The following is a 17,088-nucleotide window of genomic DNA, read 5'->3' on the forward strand; positions in this document are numbered from 1 at the left end:
GGACCCAATATGACCTCTCTCGATCTATTTGTCAGTCCCTTGGGGCGCGTCGAGGGTGACCTCGACGTCCGAGTCACCATCGACGACGGTGTTGTCACCTCCGCATGGACGGAGGCCGCGATGTTCCGCGGTTTCGAAATCATCCTTCGCGGTAAGGATCCGCAGGCCGGCCTCGTGGTCTGCCCGCGCATCTGCGGCATCTGCGGTGGCAGCCACCTCTACAAGTCGGCGTATGCATTGGACACGGCGTGGCGCACCCACGTGCCGCACAATGCCACCCTGATCCGCAACATCTGCCAAGCCGCAGAGACATTGCAGTCGATTCCGCGCTACTTCTACGCGCTGTTCGCCATCGACTTCACGAACAAGAACTACGCCAAATCAAAGCTATATGCTGAGGCGGTCCGCCGGTTCGCTCCGTACGTCGGCACCAGTTATCAACCGGGCGTGGTCCTTTCGGCCAAGCCGGTGGAGGTGTACGCGATCTTCGGGGGGCAGTGGCCGCACTCCAGCTTCATGGTCCCCGGCGGTGTCATGTGTGCGCCGTCGCTGGCCGATGTCACCCGGTCGATTGCGATCTTCGAACACTGGAAGGACAATTGGCTCGAAAAGCAGTGGCTCGGATGCTCGGTCGATCGCTGGCTGGAGAACAAGTCTTGGGACGACGTGCTCGCGTGGGTGAACGAGAACGAGGCCCAATACAACAGTGACTGCGGGTTCTTCATCCGCTACAGCCTGGATATCGGTCTCGACAAGTACGGCCAGGGCGTGGGCAACTACCTCGCCACCGGCACCTATTTCGAACCCTCGCTGTATGAGAACCCGACCATCGACAGCCGCAACGGTGCGCTCATCGGTCGGCAGGGGATATATGCGCGAGGCCAGTGGCACGACTTCGACCAGGCCCTGGTCCGGGAGGACGTCACCCACTCCTTCTACGAGGGCAGCCGACCTCTGCACCCGTTCGAGGGTGAGACCATCCCCATCGACCCCGAAGTGGGCAGGGGTCAGGGCAAGTACAGCTGGGCGAAGGCACCGCGCTACGAGGTGCCCGGCCTTGGCAACATCCCGCTCGAGGCGGGCCCGCTGGCGCGCCGGGTGGCCGCCGGGGGACCGAACGCCGCACCGCATCAGGACGATGACCCGTTGTTCGTCGACCTCATCAACAAGATAGGTCCCAGTGTTTTCGTGCGGCAGTTGGCGCGGATGCACGAGGCGCCCAAGTACTACAACTGGGTGCGCGGCTGGCTGGATCAGCTCAACCTCAAGGAGAGCTTCTACAGCAAGCCGGTCGAACATGCCGAGGGGATGGGCTTCGGCTCGACTGAAGCGGCGCGCGGTTCACTGTCCGACTGGATCGTGATCGAGGACAACAAGATCAAGAACTACCAGGTGGTCACGCCGACGGCATGGAACATCGGCCCCCGGGACGGTGAAGGCGTGGTGGGCCCGATCGAGAAGGCGCTGATCGGCTCGCCGATAGTCGATCCGGAGGATCCGGTGGAACTTGGGCACGTGGCCCGCAGCTTCGACTCCTGCCTGGTGTGTACGGTGCACGCCTACGACGGCAAGTCCGGCCGCGAACTGTCCAAGTTTGTGATCAACGGAATGGTGTGATTGCCACGACTTCTCAAGCGCGCCCTGACAGCGACGGAGCCGATGTCGACATCGAGCCGCCGGGTTGTTCGGTGCTCGTTGTCGGGTGCGGGAATCTGTTGCGCGGCGATGACGGTGTCGGCCCGATCCTGGTTCGTCATCTGTGGGAGCGCGGCGTACCCGACGGTGCCCGACTGGTTGACGGCGGCACCGCAGGGATGGATGTGGCGTTCCAGATGCGCGGCGCTGCGCGGGTCGTGATCGTCGATGCCGCAGCCACTGGGGCGGCGCCGGGCACCGTGTACCGGGTCCCGGGTGCCGAGCTCGAGGACCTGCCGCCCCTTCAGGGGCTGCACACGCACTCGTTTCGTTGGGATCACGCAATTGCGTTCGCGCGGTGGGCACTTGGTGACGACTGTCCCACCGACATCACGGTCTTCCTCATCGAGGTGGCGGGGGTCGAGCTCGATGCTGACCTCACGGCGGCGGTCGAGGCCTCGATGAACCAGGTGATCGAGATCATCGAACGTGACTACCTCGCTGCGCTGCGCCCTGCGGCATCGGCGGACCTACAGGTCGAGTTCACCGAAGACGGTTATATCCGCCTGGACGCCGCATTGGCGGCCAGCCGGTTCCCATCCGATGCGGTGGTCGCCCTTGTGCGTGACGACGCACTCTGGCTGGTGCCACTGCGTGGGCCACGCAGCGGTGGTCTACTGCTCAAGCAGCGCAACCCGGCCGGTGACCGGGCCACACTGGTGCGGGAAGTCCTCGAAGACCACATTCCGACAGGCGTCCAGCGTGCATTCTGGGACGATGACGAAGCGGCCCTACGGATTCCGCTGGGGCCTGGCGAGTGACTGTCATGTGTGATGACCCGCCGGCCCGGCCGAAATTCACGGCTCCCAACGACAGCTCTACCGAACACGCGGACGATGTCCAGACCGTCGTGGTCGAGGAACGCGGCCGCTGTGCGGTCGACGTCGTCGTCGTGTTCGCCGACGGCGTCGTGCGGACCCGCATCGACACGTACCCGACCAAGGCCCGCGCCGAGCTCGCGGCGCAATTGATCAAGCGAGCCGCAGAACGTGAGGGTCCGCGGCCATGACCGCCGGATGCGCGCCCGCCCCTATGAACAGAGGATCGTGAACCGATGACCGCACTTCCCACAGATGCCGAAATCACCCGTTCGACCGTCGCCGCGGTGCGTCCGCAACCCCTTGGCACCTTTCCGCTTCCCTTGGGCTACATGCTGATACCCGCAGTATCGACTACGGGTGCGGACACCGAAGCAGTGCGCTTGGCGCTGCTGGCCGGCAACGTGCCGCAGGACTGGCCCGACGGCATGGCGGCACACGAACTCGCTCTTGCAGGGGACCGTACAGCGGCGCTGGCGGCGTTGCGGGGGACCGATCCGGTGACCCGCTACAACCGGTTCGTCCTCGATCCCGACAGCGAGGACGTCGACGAGTTACGGTCGAGCCTCGGGGAATTCGGCACCCTCGTCGACCTCGTCCTGTTCGTCCTCGGTCGGTCCGACACCCCGCCCGAACCTGGCGACACCAACGGTGAGCTGGCTGCGGTCGCTCTCTCGGCACAGGCGAGTCAGGCACTCGACGATGGGGACCCGTCGGGGGCCGTCGCATTGCTCGAGCGCGCCGCCGCCGCCGCAGGCCCCGATTCGGGGCGGTTGCAGGGTGTCCTCGTGGGCGCGGCGGCGTCGATCTGCCGAGATCTTGGCGAACCGGACGCGGCGCAGCGACTCCAGCAGGCGTTGCGCCTTCTGGACGGCGCGGACGGTCTCCGCATCGGGCGCGCCGAACTGCATCTGAACCTTGCCGGATTGCTGCACGAGCAGGCCGAGGACCGTCCCGATCTGCTGGCCCAGGCGATTCCGCACTATCACTCCGCGTTGCAGCTGGTGCTGCGCGATGAGGCGCCGCTGCTGTGGGCGGCCACGCACGCTAATCTCGCCACCGCTTACCTGACGATGCCGATGGTGGAGGCTTCGGGGCAACTGCGGCTCGGCGTCGCCGCACAATCGTTGCGGTCGGCGTTGAAGGTCTACACCCGTGAAACGTATCCCGAGCAATGGGCGAGCGTTCAACTCAATCTGGCGAACTCGCTGGTCTACACCCCGTCCAAGCATCAAGCGGACAACCTGGTCGAGGCGGTCGAACTCTACGAGGGTGTGCTCGAGGCCAGGGATCGTGAGACCGATCCGCTGGGCAGGGCCAGGGTGCTGGCCAACCAGGGCAACGCGCTGGCCCATCTCGGGATGTTCGATCAGGCCAAGGCGAAACTGTACGAATCCCGGTTCCTGTTCGAGGATCTCGGCGATGTCGATTCGGTGCGCGCTGTGCGCGGCGTGCTCGACGAGATCGCCCGCGAGCACGCTTTGGCCCGAACCGCACCCGAACCCGATTAGGGAGCCGACATGTCAACCACGGCCGTGGAAGCGCCGGCAAGCCAAGTGCCGACCACCGATGGCGACGCCGACTTCGAGAGCCTGGCCAGGCGCGTCGATGACGCCGCGGCCGCGCTTGAGGGGTTGGATGAGTCGTCGCGGGCGGTCGCAGACGAGGTCAAGGCTGCCGTCGAGGCCATTCACCGCGCCGGGCTGGTGACGATCGTCCAGCGGCTGCGGTCCGACGACGCCGCCCGGGCGGTGTTGTTCGAACTCGTCGACGATCCGGTCGTGCACATGCTCCTGTCGCTGCACGGGATCGTGCGGCCCGATCCGATGACACACGCCAATCGCGTATTGGTGACGGTGCGGCCCCAATTGCAGAGCCACGGCGGGGATGTCGTCCTGGTGCGGATCGAAGATGGCACCGCATTCGTGCGGCTCGACGGTGCCTGCAACGGCTGCTCGATGTCCTCGGTGACGCTTCGAAACCTCGTCGAAAGCGCACTTGTGGAAGGTGTGCCGTCGATCACCGGTGTGGAGGTGCTGCCGAATGAGCCTTCACCCACGCTGATCCCACTGGAGTCGCTGCGCATCGGGCCGGACCCCGCCAGCGAGGGTTGGGTGAAGGTGGGTCCCACCGCGAGCCTGCCCGACGACGACCTCACCACCTTGAGCCTGTCCTCGGCGTCCGGTGACCTTGTCGACATCATCGTGGTGAACGCCGGTCGACGGCTTTCGGCCTACCGTAACGAATGTGCCCATGAGGGCTTGCCTTTGGACAATGCTGTGCTCGACATCGCCAACGGCACGCTGACGTGCCCATGGCACGGCTTCTGTTACGACGCGACATCGGGGGAGTGCCTGAGCGCCCCAGGGGCGCAGCTGGAGCAGGTGCCGCTGCGGGTCGATTCCGGCGACGTCTGGGTTCGAGTCGGGACATGACCCAGTTCACCGTCCGCCACAACATCGGCACGTTCCGGGGTCGGGCCGATCCCGAACCGGGGGACGACCTGACCGCAGGGTGGTCACCCGATGTGTGGCTCGGTGCTGCGGCACCCGGCGGATTGGCCTTGCCGTCCGCCAGTCCGTCGATGGCGTGGATGTATTCGCCGCGAGGAGTCTTCCTCGGCGATGACCATCTCGTGGTCGCCGATTCCGGCAACCACCGGGTGCTCGTGTGGCACGGAGTTCCGGACCACGATGAGCAGCCCGCCGACATCGTCCTCGGTCAGCCGGACGGCCATACCGAAGGAAGGGCCGCCGCCGGCCGCGGACCAGAACGGGGAATGAACCTGCCCACCGGTGTGCTCGTGCATGACGGGCGGCTCGTCGTCGCCGACGCCTGGCACCACCGGATCCTGGTGTGGAACTCGGTCCCCGAGGTCAGCGACGTCGCGCCGGACATCATCCTCGGACAGGATGATGCCGCAGCCGTGGAGCCCAATCGCGGTGGTGACTGCTCGGCATCGACGTTCTACTGGCCGTTCGGCATCGCGGTCGTGGGCTCCCGATTCTGGGTCGCCGACACCGGTAATCGACGAGTCCTCGGCTGGGACAACGGTATCCCCGACCCCGGGCAGCCGGCCGACATCATCCTGGGTCAACCCGACGCGGCCCACCGCGACGAGAACCGCGGTGGAGCCGTCGGCCCCGCCAGCTTTCGCTGGCCCCATGACATCACCGGCACCGATGGCCTGCTGCTGATCGCCGACGCGGGGGACCATCGACTGCTGGGCTGGTCGCCTGAACCCGACTCGGACCGCGATGCGGATATCGTTCTCGGACAGGTCGATTTCACGTCGGCCGACGAATGGCCCTACGGTCCGCACACCGGGGACCGATTTCGCTTCCCCTACGCGGCTCAATTCGACGGCTGCGGCGGCCCGAACGAGCGGCTGGCGGTGGCTGACACCGCGAACAACCGAATCCTGTTGTGGGACGGCATGCCCCGCGACGGTCGCACCGCTGACCATGTGTTGGGGCAGCCGAATTTCGCATCCAACGGTGAGAACCGGTGGACGTCGGTTCAACGAGACACCCTGTGCTGGCCGTACGGCATCTCTCTTCGTAGCGATCGGCTGGCGGTGGCGGATTCGGGCAACAACAGGGTCGTGGTCTGGCGGTGTCGGTGACCCAGACATCGCTGATCCTGAAATCCGAGGACGTCCGATATCGATTCACGGTGACCGGCGTGGTCCAGGGCGTCGGCTTCCGCCCGTTTGTGCATCGGACTGCCACCGCGCTGGGGCTGGCCGGATTCGTCGGCAACGATTCCAGGGCCGTATTCATCGAGGTGCAGGGACCGACGGCCACCGTTGATGTGTTCGCCCGACAGCTTCGCGCCGAGGCGCCGCCCCTCGCGACGATCAGCACGGTATCGGCGGTTCAAATGGCTGCCGACCCAGGTGCGCCTGGCTTCCGGATCGTGGACAGCGAGATGGTCGACGGTGCCGCATCCGCGATTCCACCTGACATCGCGGTGTGTGACGAATGCGTCGCCGAGTTGTTCGACCCCCGCGACCGGCGTTACCGGCACCCGTTCGTCACGTGTACGAACTGCGGGCCGAGGTTTACGATCATCCGCGAGCTGCCATATGACCGCCCAAGCACCACGATGGCCGGCTTCCAGATGTGCGACCGGTGCGCTGCCGAATATCAGGACCCGGCGAACCGGCGATTTCACGCACAGCCGGTCTCATGCCCGGACTGTGGCCCGTCGTTGTGGTTCCGGTCCGGCAATAGACTGGTCCGCGGATCGGACCCCGCGCTGGAGGCAACCCAGCGAGCACTTGGTGGGGGCGCCGTCGTCGCGATCAAGGGGATCGGCGGGTATCACCTGAGTTGTGCTGTCGACGACGACGATGCGCTCGCCGCACTGCGTGCCCGAAAGGCCAGGGGCGGCAAGCCGTTCGCGATCCTGGTCCGCGATCTCGAGGTCGCGCGTCGATTCGCGGAAATTGACGACGCCGCGGCCGCGGTGTTGTCCAGCCCTGCGCGCCCGATCGTGCTGTTGCGCCGCAGATCCGGCACCCGGATCTCTGAGCTGGTTGCACCGCGCAGTCCGCTGATCGGGCTGATGCTGCCGTATTCTCCTGTTCACCATCTGCTCTTCGCGCCCATCCCGGGTGTCCAGACGCCGGTGCCGGATGCGTTGGTGATGACCAGCGCCAACCGCTCGGACGAACCGATCTGCTTCACCGATGAAGATGCTGCACAGCGACTTTCGGGTTCTTCGGCGCTCGCTGACGCGGTGCTCGACCACGACCGGCCGATTCATGTACCGTGCGATGATTCGGTGGTCCGCATTGTCGACGGCAGGGAACTGCCGATACGCAGGTCCCGCGGCTATGCGCCACTGCCCGTTGAGATCCCAACCCCGGCCGGGCGAAGCGCCGCCACGGTGCTGGCCGTCGGCGGTGAGCTGAAGAACACCTTCTGCCTCATCGAGGAGAATCGTGCCTTCTGCTCGGGTCACATCGGCGACATGGCCACCCTCGACACGCTGCGTGCATTCGAACACGCCGTCGACCAGCTCTGCGGAATCCGTCGGAAGCCGCAGCGGTTGGCCGCAGACCTGCATCCCGGCTATCACACGCGGGCATGGGCCGAGCGTCACGCCGACGGGCGCCCGTTGGACCTCGTCCAGCACCACCATGCACATGTGGTGTCGCTACTTGCCGAGCACGGCAGATTATGCGAACCGATCATCGGGGTCGCCTTCGACGGCACCGGTTACGGCTGCGACGGAACTGTATGGGGCGGCGAGATTCTCGCAATCGGACCCGACACGCACCGCTTCACGCGCGTCGGCCACCTGGTGCCCGTGCCGCTGCCCGGTGGCGACGTGGCGGTCCGGAATCCGTGGCGGATGGCGCTGTCACAACTGTGGGCGGCCGGCATCGACTGGGACCAGGACCTGGCTCCCGTTACCGCGGCCTCGCCCACGGAGCTGCGGATGCTGCGCTCCCAGTTCCGCAGCGGAACGGGATGTGTGCCCTGTTCGAGCATGGGGCGCCTGTTCGACGCGGTTGCCGCGCTGCTCGGCGTGCGGCAGCGGATCGAATACGAAGGCCAGGCCGCGATCGAACTCGAGATGCTGGCCGAGTCCGCGAGCAATACGCCGCGTGATCCGGCGCTACGGCTGGCCGTGGGCGCAGACGGCCAGATTCATTCCGCGGGGTTGATGCAGGCGATCGTGTCGGCGCTGCGGGCCGGAGTCGACGCCGCGTTGTTGGCGGCGGCCTTCCACGAGGCGGTCGCGGTCGCCGTCGCCGAGGTGGTGTCTCTGGTGGCCGGTTCGGTTGCGCTGGTGGGGCTCACAGGCGGCGTGTTCCAGAACGTCCTGCTGTTGCGGGCGTGCCGGCGGCACCTGGAAGCGGCAGGATTCACTGTGCTCACCCACCACATCGTTCCGCCCAACGACGGTGGGCTCGCGTTGGGGCAGGCGGCGGTTTCCATGCTGACCGCGCTGGAGCCCGACGGTGACGCCGCGTTCGGCAAACACGGGGAGTTTCGCAATGAACACGACTGACGTCGAACTAGGGCTCGGGGCAGATCTTGCCGCCGATCTCGCCGCGACCGCACTATCTTTGGCGCGACGATTTTCCGCCGGCGCCACGATGTGGTGCCTCGCGCCGTCGTGGCAGCCGCACGCCCAGCACATTGCGGTCGAGTTCGTGCATCCGGTGATCGTCGGCAAACCGGCGTTGCCCGCGGTGGCGCTTGCCGGACCAGACCTGGTCGACGTGGTGCGCGTGTCCGTTCGTGCCGGCGACGTCGTGATCGCGGTCGCCGATGCCGACGACCCCGACGTACGGTCGGTGATGCGCAGGGCGCCGGCCTGGGGTGCAACCACGATCTGGATCGGGAACGGACAGCGCCCTCCCGCCGGTGCGGCCGACCACGTGCTGTGGCTCGATGACCCCGATCCGAGAGCGCCCGCCACAGGAGCTTTCGTGTTGCTGTATCACCTGCTGTGGGAACTCACCCATGTCTGCTTCGAGCACCCGGGTCTGCTGAAGCCCACCGAGTGCAACGAGGAGGTCTGTATCACCTGCAGCGATGAGGGCCGCCTCGGCGAAGTGCTCTCCGCGCGGACGCAGGGGTCGGCTCGGGTGCGCACCGCAGAGGGGGTGGAGACCGTGTCGACCATGCTCGTCGATCCCGTTGACGCCGGCGAACTCGTGCTGGTTCATGCGGGGATGGCCATCGGCAAGGTCGGTGACCTATGAGGAACGAACCCGGCCTCGATGCGGGCCATGAGCCGACCAACTTCCTCTATCCGTTCATCGATGCTCAGGAACACGACCGGGGCTCTCTGCTCGTCGATCTCGCGGCATCGGCCCAAGCCAAGGCGGCCGAAAGCGCGGCCCTGCGCCGATCCACCGTGGAGTCCAGCGCGGAACTACTGGCAAAGGCGGCGGCCGAGATGGCGGCACGGTTCGCCGCGGGCGGCCGGCTGTTCACCTTCGGCAACGGCGGCAGTTCCACGGATGCGACGACGCTGGCGACGCTCTTCGCTCGGCCACCGGCCGGACGCGCCCTGCCGGCCTGGTCGTTGACCGCCGATGAAGCGATACTCACCGCACTGGGCAATGACGTCGGTTTCGAGCTCGTCTTCGCCCGACAGCTCATCGCGCGCGCGGATTCTGGGGACATCGCAGTAGCGATGTCCACCAGCGGTAGCTCCGCGGATCTGACAGTCGCCCTGCGGGAGGCGCGCAAGCGCGGCATGTATGTCCTCGGCTTCGCCGGATACGACGGCGGGACTTTCGCGACCAGTCCGGATGTCGACGCCTGCTTCATCGTTCACTCGCAGAGCGTGCATCGGATCCAGGAATCGCAGGCGCTGCTGGGATACCAACTGTGGTCGGCCGTGCACGAGCAAGGGACTGAGATGTGATGAGCAAGGCAGCAAGTGAGTACCTGTCCTCCGGGCCGAGCTTCGCCGAAGGTGAGGTGATCGAGCGGATCGAACTGTTTCGCCGGCGTCGTCCCCGGTTGCGCGACGAGGTGGTGACGCTCGCCCATGGAGCGGGCGGTAAGGCGTCGGCGGCGTTGGTCGACGCGGTGTTCCTGGAGGCCTTCCGTAATCCGCAACTCGAATCGCTGGGCGATGGTGCAATTCTCACACTGCCCAGTGGGGAGCGAGTCGCGATGTCCACCGACTCGTTTGTGGTGCAGCCCTTGCGATTCCCGGGCGGCTCGATCGGACATCTCGCCGTGCACGGCACCGTCAACGACCTGGCCATGGTCGGCGCGGTGCCGTCCTGGCTCTCTGCGGCATTCGTGCTCGAGGAGGGCTTCCCGATCGCCGAACTGCAGGAGATCGTCGCGGATATGGCGGAGGCGGCCAGCGTGGCCGGCATCCAGATCGTCACTGGCGACACAAAAGTGGTGTCCAGGGGCGCGGCCGACGGGTTGTTCATCACGACCACGGGAGCCGGCGTCATTCCGGTGGACCGGACCCTGTCGGCGGAATCGGTGCGCGCCGGGGACAAGGTGCTGCTGTCCGGATCGATGGGCGATCACGGCATGGCGGTCATGTTGGCCCGCGGCGACCTTGACCTCGAGGCGGACATCGCGTCGGACACCGCCGCAGTCAGCCCATTGGTGGAACTTCTACTGGCAGCTGCGCCGTCCACCCGCTGGCTGCGCGACCCCACCCGCGGTGGTGTCGGCACCGTCTGCAACGAACTCGCCCAGTCAAGCGGTCTCGGTGTGGTGCTGGACGAGGCACACCTGCCGATCCGCCCGACGGTCAATGGTGCCTGCGAAATGCTCGGCATCGACCCGCTTTACGTTGCCAATGAAGGCAAGTTCATTGCGGTCGTCGCACCCGAGGAAGCCCAGGCCGGCCTTGCCGCGTTGCGCTCGCATCCGCTGGGAGTAGATGCGGCCGAGATCGGCGAGATCACCGAGGAGCCGGCGGCGACGGTCGTGGTACGTACCGGATTCGGCGGCACCCGGATCGTTGACATGCTCGTGGGCGACCCGTTACCGCGTATCTGCTGAGAAGGGAGTGGCGAAAATGTGTCTTGGAATTCCCGGCCGGATCGTCGAGATCACCGATGCAGCAAACTATTTGGCGAAAGTAGATGTCAGTGGGGTACGGCGGACGATCAGCATCCGGCTGCTCGAGAAGGATTTGCCTGAACCGGACGAGTGGGTGCTGGTTCATGTCGGTTTCGCGATGGCCAAGATCGACGAGACGGAGGCGTTGCTGACGCTTGCGGCTGTCCAAAAGCTCGGCACCAGCTACGCCGAAGAGATCGAAGCCTTCGATTCGTCCTCAATCATCTGAAAAAGGAAGACACGCCATGCGTTTCGTTGACGAGTTCCGTGATCCCGCGGCTGCCCGCAAGCTCCTCGGCGCCATCGAAAGGCTCGCGGGCAACGGTGCCGAACACTTCAAGTTCATGGAGGTGTGCGGCGGACACACCCACACCATCTACCGGCACGGTATCGAGCACCTGCTGCCGGATAACGTCGAGCTGGTGCACGGCCCCGGCTGTCCGGTCTGCGTAATCCCCATGGGCCGTATCGATGACGCGATGTGGCTGGCGCAGCAGCCCGATGTCATCTTCACCTGCTTCGGCGACATGATGCGCGTGCCCGGATCGAACGGCAGCCTTCTGGACGCGAAGGCACGCGGGGCCGACGTGCGGTTCGTCTACTCCCCGCTGGACGCGCTCAAGCTGGCCGTCGACAATCCCGACAAGCAGGTGGTGTTCTTCGCGATCGGCTTCGAAACCACCGCGCCGTCCACCGCGGTCACCTTGGTGCGCGCCCGCGAGCTGGGCGTCGAGAACTTCACGGTTTTCTGCAATCACGTCACGATCGTGCCGCCGATCAAGGCCATCCTCGATTCGCCTGATCTTCGACTGTCCGGCTTCCTAGGACCCGGCCACGTGTCAACCGTTGTCGGGAACAGGCCGTACCGGTTCGTCCCCGAGGTCTACGGTAAACCCTTGGTAGTGGCGGGCTTCGAGCCACTTGACATCTTGGCGTCGGTGGCAATGTTGTTGACCCAGATCCGCGAGGGTCGCTGCGAGGTGGAGAACCAGTACTCGCGCGTGGTGCACGAGGAGGGCAACGTCGCCGCCCTCACACTGATGGCGACGGTCTTCGCGCTGCGTCCGCATTTCGAATGGCGCGGGCTGGGTTTCATCTCGCAGAGCGCGTTGAAACTGCATGACGACTTCGCGCAGTTCGACGCCGAACTGCGATACGCGATGCCCGGTGTACGTGTGGCCGATCCGAAGGCGTGTCAGTGCGGCGAGGTGCTCAAGGGCGTCCTGAAGCCCTGGGAGTGCAAGGTTTTCGGTACCGCGTGCACCCCGGAGACACCGATCGGGACGTGCATGGTGTCCGCTGAGGGCGCCTGCGCGGCGTATTACAACTTCGGCCGGATGCACCGCGACGCCGCCAAGCTCGTGGGGCTCGGTGCACGAGGGTGACCCCGTTGTCGGCGGCTCGGCGATCCCTTGACACCGGGGGCGCCGAGATGTTCGCACGCTACGCCTACGCCCCGAACCGACTCGGCTATTGCGGCCCGCCGGAGGCGGGCACCTTGCGGGGCGGCACGGCCGACGAGGTGCGAGAAGTCGCGAAGGGATTTTCCGGTGCCTGGCCGTACCTGCAGGTGTTGTCCCGGATGACCGGTATCGCAGATCCGTTGGACCATCGACTCGTCGAGTCATACTGGCTTGGTGGCGGCGTCGCCGCCGATCTCGACCCGCGGGAGTTCGCCGACGAACTGTTGGCGGTGATCGGCCCGCGGGCGGGCCACTACTGGTCGCACCTCACCTCGGATCTCGGTGCCGAAGCGGCTGGCAACCATTGCTTCCACGTGTTCGGGGTGTATCCATGGTCGCGGCTGCTCGGGCGCGGAATGGACGAGCATCCGCTGCGGGTTCTCGACGGCTGCCGAATAACGTGGGCCACCGTGCTGTCCCGTGACGATCATCAGGTCGAGGTGTCAGCCCCCGAGCTGGTCTGGGACGGCCGCGCCCTGGGGATGTCCGAACCGTCGGCACGGCGCCTGGAAATCTGGGAGGACGGGTACAGCGCTGTGCCCGATGCCGCTGCTGGCGACGAAGTCGCCGTGCACTGGGGTCGATTGTGCGGTCGGCTGTCGGCTGATCAGGTTCGGACGCTTCAGGACAGTACGGCCCGGCAGCTCAGGCTCACCAATCACCGTCTTGCGCAGGCGCAATGAGACCTCGGATCCTGCAGGCCGATGGTCAGATCGGATTCCATTGGGCGTCGCTGGCGGGCACACCGGCGACGTTGTCCGAGTTGGTCATCGACGATGACGAGGCCGATCGACTTGTGGCGACTCATCTGGAGGCCCTCGACGATGCATTGATCATCGCCGCAGCACGGTTCGGTGAGCTGCTAGGCGGCGGCCGTCGACCGGATACGGAAAGCGAGAGGGACGACCTGGTCCAGCTGCACCGCGCTCTGGACCGACTCTGCCACGAATATGCGACGGCGATCGAGATGACGGGCATCGATGCCGATGTGCGGGCTGGCAAGATCATCGGAACCGCTGCGTTGTTCTCGATATGCGCCCGAGAACCCCTGGGCCTACTGGGACCCGCCCCGTTCGACGGCGAACTCGACGACCCCTCACTCGGTGTGGTCAGCGGATACGGCGAGATGTGTCAGGCGGATTCGGATGCGCCGTGGAAGGGTGGGCGCTGGATCGTCCGAACCGAGTCGGGACTGCGTTTCCCGCTCACGCTGTCGATGATGCTGTTCGACAGCTCCGGGGTGAACAAGGACGCCGCGCGTAACGAGCATCGAGACGCTCTGTCGGCGGTGGTGGCCGCCGCCGGCGCGCCCGAAGCCGACCCGCTGGCGACGGCGTGCGCTCTGGACTGGTTGCTGTACGACTGGCTGATGGCCAATCGCGACGGGCCGGACAGCGCGGCGATCGAAATCCCCAAGGGCAGAGACGGCGACGCTGCGGTGATCGTCTCCGCCGTCGCCGCATCGGTGGCGGCTCGGGCCACCGTCGACCCGGGGCTTCTGGCCCTACCGATAGAGCGCTGAGAGCGCATTCTCGCCAATCACCTGGCATATCCCCCATATCGGGGTCTACCCGCCTGCGTTAGGTCAGTAGACATGCGGTTACCGGTAAGACCCAGTGGGCCTCGGCGACAGCGGTTTACGTTGCGGCACTACAGCGAGCAGGGAGGCAGGCATGGGTGTCTATTCGCCGATACTCGTCCTCTGCGCGATCGCCACCGCGTTCGCGGTCGGCTCTGTGGGGATGGCGCTGGCGATCGGCCCGCGCCGGTATAACCGGGCCAAGCTCGATGCCTACGAGTGCGGTATCGAACCGGCCGAGAGACCGACGGCGTCGGCCCGGATCCCGATCAGGTTCTATCTGACCGCGATGTTGTTCATCGTGTTCGACATCGAAATCGTGTTTCTGTATCCGTGGGCGGTGTCGTTCGACTCATTGGGTGTATTCGCCTTGGTCGAGATGTTGCTCTTCATGCTGACGGTCTTTGTGGCCTACGCCTACGTGTGGCGGCGAGGTGGCCTCAATTGGGACTAGAAGAGCAGCTACCCGGTGGGATCTTGTTGTCCACCCTGGAAAAGGTGGCCGGTTACGTACGGAAGGGCTCCTTGTGGCCTGCGACGTTCGGATTGGCGTGTTGTGCGATCGAGATGATGTCCACGGCGTCACCGCGGTTCGACATCGCGCGGTTCGGAATGGAGCGGTTCTCGGCGACACCGCGGCAGGCCGATCTGATGATCGTCGCCGGTCGGGTCTCGCAGAAGATGGCACCGGTGCTTCGTCAGGTTTATGACCAGATGGCTGAGCCGAAATGGGTTCTCGCCATGGGCGTGTGTGCATCGTCGGGCGGGATGTTCAACAACTACGCAATCGTGCAGGGCGTCGACCACATCGTGCCGGTGGACATCTACCTACCGGGGTGCCCACCGCGTCCGGAGATGCTGTTGCACGCCATCCTGATGCTGCACGAACAGATTCAGAAGATGCCGCTCGGTGTGCACCGCGCCGAGGCCATCGCCGCGGCCGAACAGGCCGCGCTGTCATCGCCCCCCACCATCGTACTCACCGGCCTGCTCCGATGAGCGGGACAATCGGCACGAATGGCATGCGCCACGGAATGTTCGGCGTTGCGGGCAGCGGCGATACGTCCGGCTATGGGCGGCTACTGCAGCCACTTCCCAAGCGGCCGAGCTCCTCTCGCCCGTACTCCGGCTACTTCGACGAAGTCGTCGACCTCCTGACAGCCACGCTTGCGAAGTCCGGCGTCGCTGACGCCATCGAGCGGGTTGTCGTCTTCCGCAAAGAACTGACACTGGAAGTACGAAGGGAGCACTTGCTTGCGGTGGCACAGGTGCTGCGGGATGAACCAGGGTTGCGGTTCGAGCTGTGCCTTGGGGTGTCGGGGGTGCACTACCCCGACGACGGCGGCCGTGAGCTGCACGCGCTGTACCCGCTGACGTCGATCACCCACAACCGTCGCATCCAGCTCGAGGTGAGCTGCCCAGATGCCGATCCGCATGTGCCGTCGCTCTTTTCGGTCTATCCGACGACGGACTGGCACGAGCGCGAGACCTATGACTTCTTCGGGATCGTCTTCGATGGGCATCCCTCGCTGACCCGTATCGAAATGCCCGATGACTGGCAGGGCCATCCGCAACGCAAGGACTATCCGTTGGGCGGCATCCCCGTCGAGTACCACGGCGCTTCGATTCCGCCACCCGACGAGCGCAGGTCCTACCGGTGACGGCCGAGACCGTGATCACGGTGGCTGGGCAGGATTGGGACCAGATCGTGGCGGCGGCCGCGGCCGGGTCACCGTCAGGGGAACGCATCGTCGTCAACATGGGACCCCAGCACCCGTCGACACACGGTGTCTTGCGGCTGATCCTGGAGATCGAGGGCGAGACGGTGACCGAGGCCCGCTGCGGTATCGGCTACCTGCATACCGGCATCGAAAAGAACCTGGAGTACCGCAACTGGACACAGGGCGTGACGTTCGTTACCCGAATGGATTACCTGTCCCCGTTCTTCAACGAGACCGCCTATTGCCTGGGTGTCGAGAAGCTGCTCGACGTCACCGATGACATTCCTGAGCGCGCCAGCGTGATTCGGGTGCTGCTGATGGAACTCAACCGCATCTCCAGTCATCTGGTCGCACTGGCGACCGGCGGCATGGAGTTGGGAGCCATGAGCGCCATGTTCTTCGGATTTCTCGGTCGCGAAGACATCCTGAAGGTTTTCGAGGCGATCACCGGCCTACGGATGAATCACGCCTACATCCGGCCGGGCGGGCTGGCCGCCGACTTGCCCGACGACGGCATTGACCGAATCCGAGCGCTGTTGACGACCCTGCCGGGCCAGCTGAGCGATCTCGAGGACCTGCTGCGCGAGAACGCAATCTGGAAGGCCCGTAACAAGGGCGTCGGATACCTGGATCTGACGGGGTGCATGGCACTCGGGATCACCGGACCGGTGTTGCGGTCCACCGGATTACCGCACGACCTCCGTAAGACCCAACCCTACTGCGGCTACGAGACATTCGACTTCGATGTCATCACCGACGACGGATGCGACGCCTACGGCCGCTACTTGATCCGGGTCGAAGAGATGAAGGAATCACTGAAGATCGTCGAGCAGTGTGTGCAGCGCCTGGAACCCGGTCCGGTGATGATCACCGACAAGAAACTGGCCTGGCCGGCGGATCTGAAGCTGGGGGTGGACGGCCTCGGCAACTCTGCTGAGCACATCTCCACGATCATGGGCGACTCCATGGAGGGGCTCATCCACCACTTCAAGCTCGTCACCGAGGGAATCCGGGTTCCGGCCGGACAGGTCTACGTCGCCGTCGAAAGTCCTCGGGGCCACCTGGGTGTGCACATGGTGTCCGACGGCGGCACCCGACCCTACCGGGTCCATTACCGCGACCCCTCGTTCACCAACCTCCAAGCCGTCGCCGCCATGTGTGAAGGCGGCTTGGTCGCCGACGTCATCGCCGCCGTCGCGAGCATCGACCCGGTCATGGGGGGTGTCGACCGCTGATGAGCGCTCG

The 17,088-nt window shown here is 65.5% G+C and carries 18 protein-coding genes; all 18 read left to right on the forward strand.

Features of this window, described 5'->3' with window-relative positions:
• Positions 1-9 precede the first annotated feature (9 nt).
• The 18 genes from G6N36_RS22985 to nuoD all read left to right on the forward strand — a co-directional run bounded on the left by G6N36_RS22985 (position 10) and on the right by nuoD (position 17,078).
• On the forward strand, positions 10-1,617 hold the full coding sequence (locus tag G6N36_RS22985; protein WP_163689107.1) for a nickel-dependent hydrogenase large subunit: 1,608 nt from the start codon (positions 10-12) through the stop codon (positions 1,615-1,617).
• Positions 1,614-2,456, forward strand: a complete 843-nt coding sequence (locus tag G6N36_RS22990; protein WP_235690144.1) for a hydrogenase maturation protease — start codon at positions 1,614-1,616, stop codon at positions 2,454-2,456. The genes G6N36_RS22985 and G6N36_RS22990 overlap by 4 nt, the downstream gene beginning before the upstream one ends.
• A 5-nt stretch (positions 2,457-2,461) precedes the next feature.
• Positions 2,462-2,704, forward strand: coding sequence for a hypothetical protein (locus G6N36_RS22995; protein WP_163689108.1), 243 nt, complete (start codon positions 2,462-2,464; stop codon positions 2,702-2,704).
• A gap of 45 nt (positions 2,705-2,749) precedes the next feature.
• On the forward strand, positions 2,750-4,024 hold the full coding sequence (locus G6N36_RS23000; RefSeq protein ID WP_163689109.1) for a tetratricopeptide repeat protein: 1,275 nt from the start codon (positions 2,750-2,752) through the stop codon (positions 4,022-4,024).
• A gap of 9 nt (positions 4,025-4,033) precedes the next feature.
• On the forward strand, positions 4,034-4,948 hold the full coding sequence (locus G6N36_RS23005) for a NifU family protein (protein ID WP_163689110.1): 915 nt from the start codon (positions 4,034-4,036) through the stop codon (positions 4,946-4,948).
• The gene (locus tag G6N36_RS23010) at positions 4,945-6,138 is read left to right on the forward strand and encodes an NHL repeat-containing protein (protein WP_163689111.1); all 1,194 of its coding nucleotides are present in this window, start codon (positions 4,945-4,947) and stop codon (positions 6,136-6,138) included. The genes G6N36_RS23005 and G6N36_RS23010 overlap by 4 nt, the downstream gene beginning before the upstream one ends.
• A complete protein-coding gene (hypF, locus tag G6N36_RS23015) occupies positions 6,135-8,537 on the forward strand; it encodes a carbamoyltransferase HypF (RefSeq protein ID WP_163690840.1) in 2,403 nt (800 codons plus the stop codon). Before G6N36_RS23010 ends, hypF begins: the two co-directional genes overlap by 4 nt.
• The gene (locus G6N36_RS23020; protein WP_163689112.1) at positions 8,524-9,237 is read left to right on the forward strand and encodes a HypC/HybG/HupF family hydrogenase formation chaperone; all 714 of its coding nucleotides are present in this window, start codon (positions 8,524-8,526) and stop codon (positions 9,235-9,237) included. The genes hypF and G6N36_RS23020 overlap by 14 nt, the downstream gene beginning before the upstream one ends.
• On the forward strand, positions 9,234-9,908 hold the full coding sequence (locus G6N36_RS23025; RefSeq protein WP_163689113.1) for a D-sedoheptulose-7-phosphate isomerase: 675 nt from the start codon (positions 9,234-9,236) through the stop codon (positions 9,906-9,908). Before G6N36_RS23020 ends, G6N36_RS23025 begins: the two co-directional genes overlap by 4 nt.
• Positions 9,908-11,020, forward strand: a complete 1,113-nt coding sequence (gene hypE, locus G6N36_RS23030) for a hydrogenase expression/formation protein HypE (protein WP_163689114.1) — start codon at positions 9,908-9,910, stop codon at positions 11,018-11,020. The genes G6N36_RS23025 and hypE overlap by 1 nt, the downstream gene beginning before the upstream one ends.
• A 16-nt stretch (positions 11,021-11,036) precedes the next feature.
• The gene (locus G6N36_RS23035; RefSeq protein WP_163689115.1) at positions 11,037-11,309 is read left to right on the forward strand and encodes a HypC/HybG/HupF family hydrogenase formation chaperone; all 273 of its coding nucleotides are present in this window, start codon (positions 11,037-11,039) and stop codon (positions 11,307-11,309) included.
• 16 nt (positions 11,310-11,325) lie between these two features.
• On the forward strand, positions 11,326-12,465 hold the full coding sequence (gene hypD / locus G6N36_RS23040; RefSeq protein WP_163689116.1) for a hydrogenase formation protein HypD: 1,140 nt from the start codon (positions 11,326-11,328) through the stop codon (positions 12,463-12,465).
• A gap of 5 nt (positions 12,466-12,470) precedes the next feature.
• Entirely contained in the window at positions 12,471-13,226 is a 756-nt protein-coding gene (locus G6N36_RS23045; protein ID WP_276067698.1) for a DUF6390 family protein, read from the forward strand.
• Positions 13,223-14,065, forward strand: a complete 843-nt coding sequence (locus G6N36_RS23050; RefSeq protein WP_163689117.1) for a hypothetical protein — start codon at positions 13,223-13,225, stop codon at positions 14,063-14,065. The genes G6N36_RS23045 and G6N36_RS23050 overlap by 4 nt, the downstream gene beginning before the upstream one ends.
• A gap of 151 nt (positions 14,066-14,216) precedes the next feature.
• The gene (locus G6N36_RS23055; RefSeq protein ID WP_163689118.1) at positions 14,217-14,576 is read left to right on the forward strand and encodes an NADH-quinone oxidoreductase subunit A; all 360 of its coding nucleotides are present in this window, start codon (positions 14,217-14,219) and stop codon (positions 14,574-14,576) included.
• Complete coding sequence (locus tag G6N36_RS23060) at positions 14,567-15,121, forward strand: NuoB/complex I 20 kDa subunit family protein (RefSeq protein WP_163689119.1); 555 nt, start codon at positions 14,567-14,569, stop codon at positions 15,119-15,121. Before G6N36_RS23055 ends, G6N36_RS23060 begins: the two co-directional genes overlap by 10 nt.
• Positions 15,118-15,783: an NADH-quinone oxidoreductase subunit C gene (locus G6N36_RS23065; RefSeq protein WP_163689120.1), complete on the forward strand. Its 666-nt coding sequence runs from the start codon at positions 15,118-15,120 to the stop codon at positions 15,781-15,783. The genes G6N36_RS23060 and G6N36_RS23065 overlap by 4 nt, the downstream gene beginning before the upstream one ends.
• Entirely contained in the window at positions 15,780-17,078 is a 1,299-nt protein-coding gene (gene nuoD / locus G6N36_RS23070) for an NADH dehydrogenase (quinone) subunit D (protein ID WP_163689121.1), read from the forward strand. The genes G6N36_RS23065 and nuoD overlap by 4 nt, the downstream gene beginning before the upstream one ends.
• The last annotated feature ends 10 nt before the right edge of the window (positions 17,079-17,088 follow it).

It is taken from the genome of Mycolicibacterium gadium (assembly GCF_010728925.1).
In the GTDB taxonomy this organism is placed as follows: Bacteria; Actinomycetota; Actinomycetes; order Mycobacteriales; family Mycobacteriaceae; genus Mycobacterium; species Mycobacterium gadium.

Coding starts and splice junctions, on each gene's coding strand:
- hypD (WP_163689116.1), top strand. CDS start 11,326: ATGCGTTTCGTTGACGAGTTCCGTGATCCCGCGGCTGCCCGCAAGCTC.
- G6N36_RS23000 (WP_163689109.1), top strand. CDS start 2,750: ATGACCGCACTTCCCACAGATGCCGAAATCACCCGTTCGACCGTCGCC.
- G6N36_RS23010 (WP_163689111.1), top strand. CDS start 4,945: ATGACCCAGTTCACCGTCCGCCACAACATCGGCACGTTCCGGGGTCGG.
- G6N36_RS23055 (WP_163689118.1), top strand. CDS start 14,217: ATGGGTGTCTATTCGCCGATACTCGTCCTCTGCGCGATCGCCACCGCG.
- G6N36_RS23020 (WP_163689112.1), top strand. CDS start 8,524: ATGAACACGACTGACGTCGAACTAGGGCTCGGGGCAGATCTTGCCGCC.
- G6N36_RS23005 (WP_163689110.1), top strand. CDS start 4,034: ATGTCAACCACGGCCGTGGAAGCGCCGGCAAGCCAAGTGCCGACCACC.
- G6N36_RS23025 (WP_163689113.1), top strand. CDS start 9,234: ATGAGGAACGAACCCGGCCTCGATGCGGGCCATGAGCCGACCAACTTC.
- G6N36_RS23065 (WP_163689120.1), top strand. CDS start 15,118: ATGAGCGGGACAATCGGCACGAATGGCATGCGCCACGGAATGTTCGGC.
- G6N36_RS23050 (WP_163689117.1), top strand. CDS start 13,223: ATGAGACCTCGGATCCTGCAGGCCGATGGTCAGATCGGATTCCATTGG.
- G6N36_RS22995 (WP_163689108.1), top strand. CDS start 2,462: ATGTGTGATGACCCGCCGGCCCGGCCGAAATTCACGGCTCCCAACGAC.
- G6N36_RS22985 (WP_163689107.1), top strand. CDS start 10: ATGACCTCTCTCGATCTATTTGTCAGTCCCTTGGGGCGCGTCGAGGGT.
- G6N36_RS23035 (WP_163689115.1), top strand. CDS start 11,037: ATGTGTCTTGGAATTCCCGGCCGGATCGTCGAGATCACCGATGCAGCA.
- hypE (WP_163689114.1), top strand. CDS start 9,908: ATGAGCAAGGCAGCAAGTGAGTACCTGTCCTCCGGGCCGAGCTTCGCC.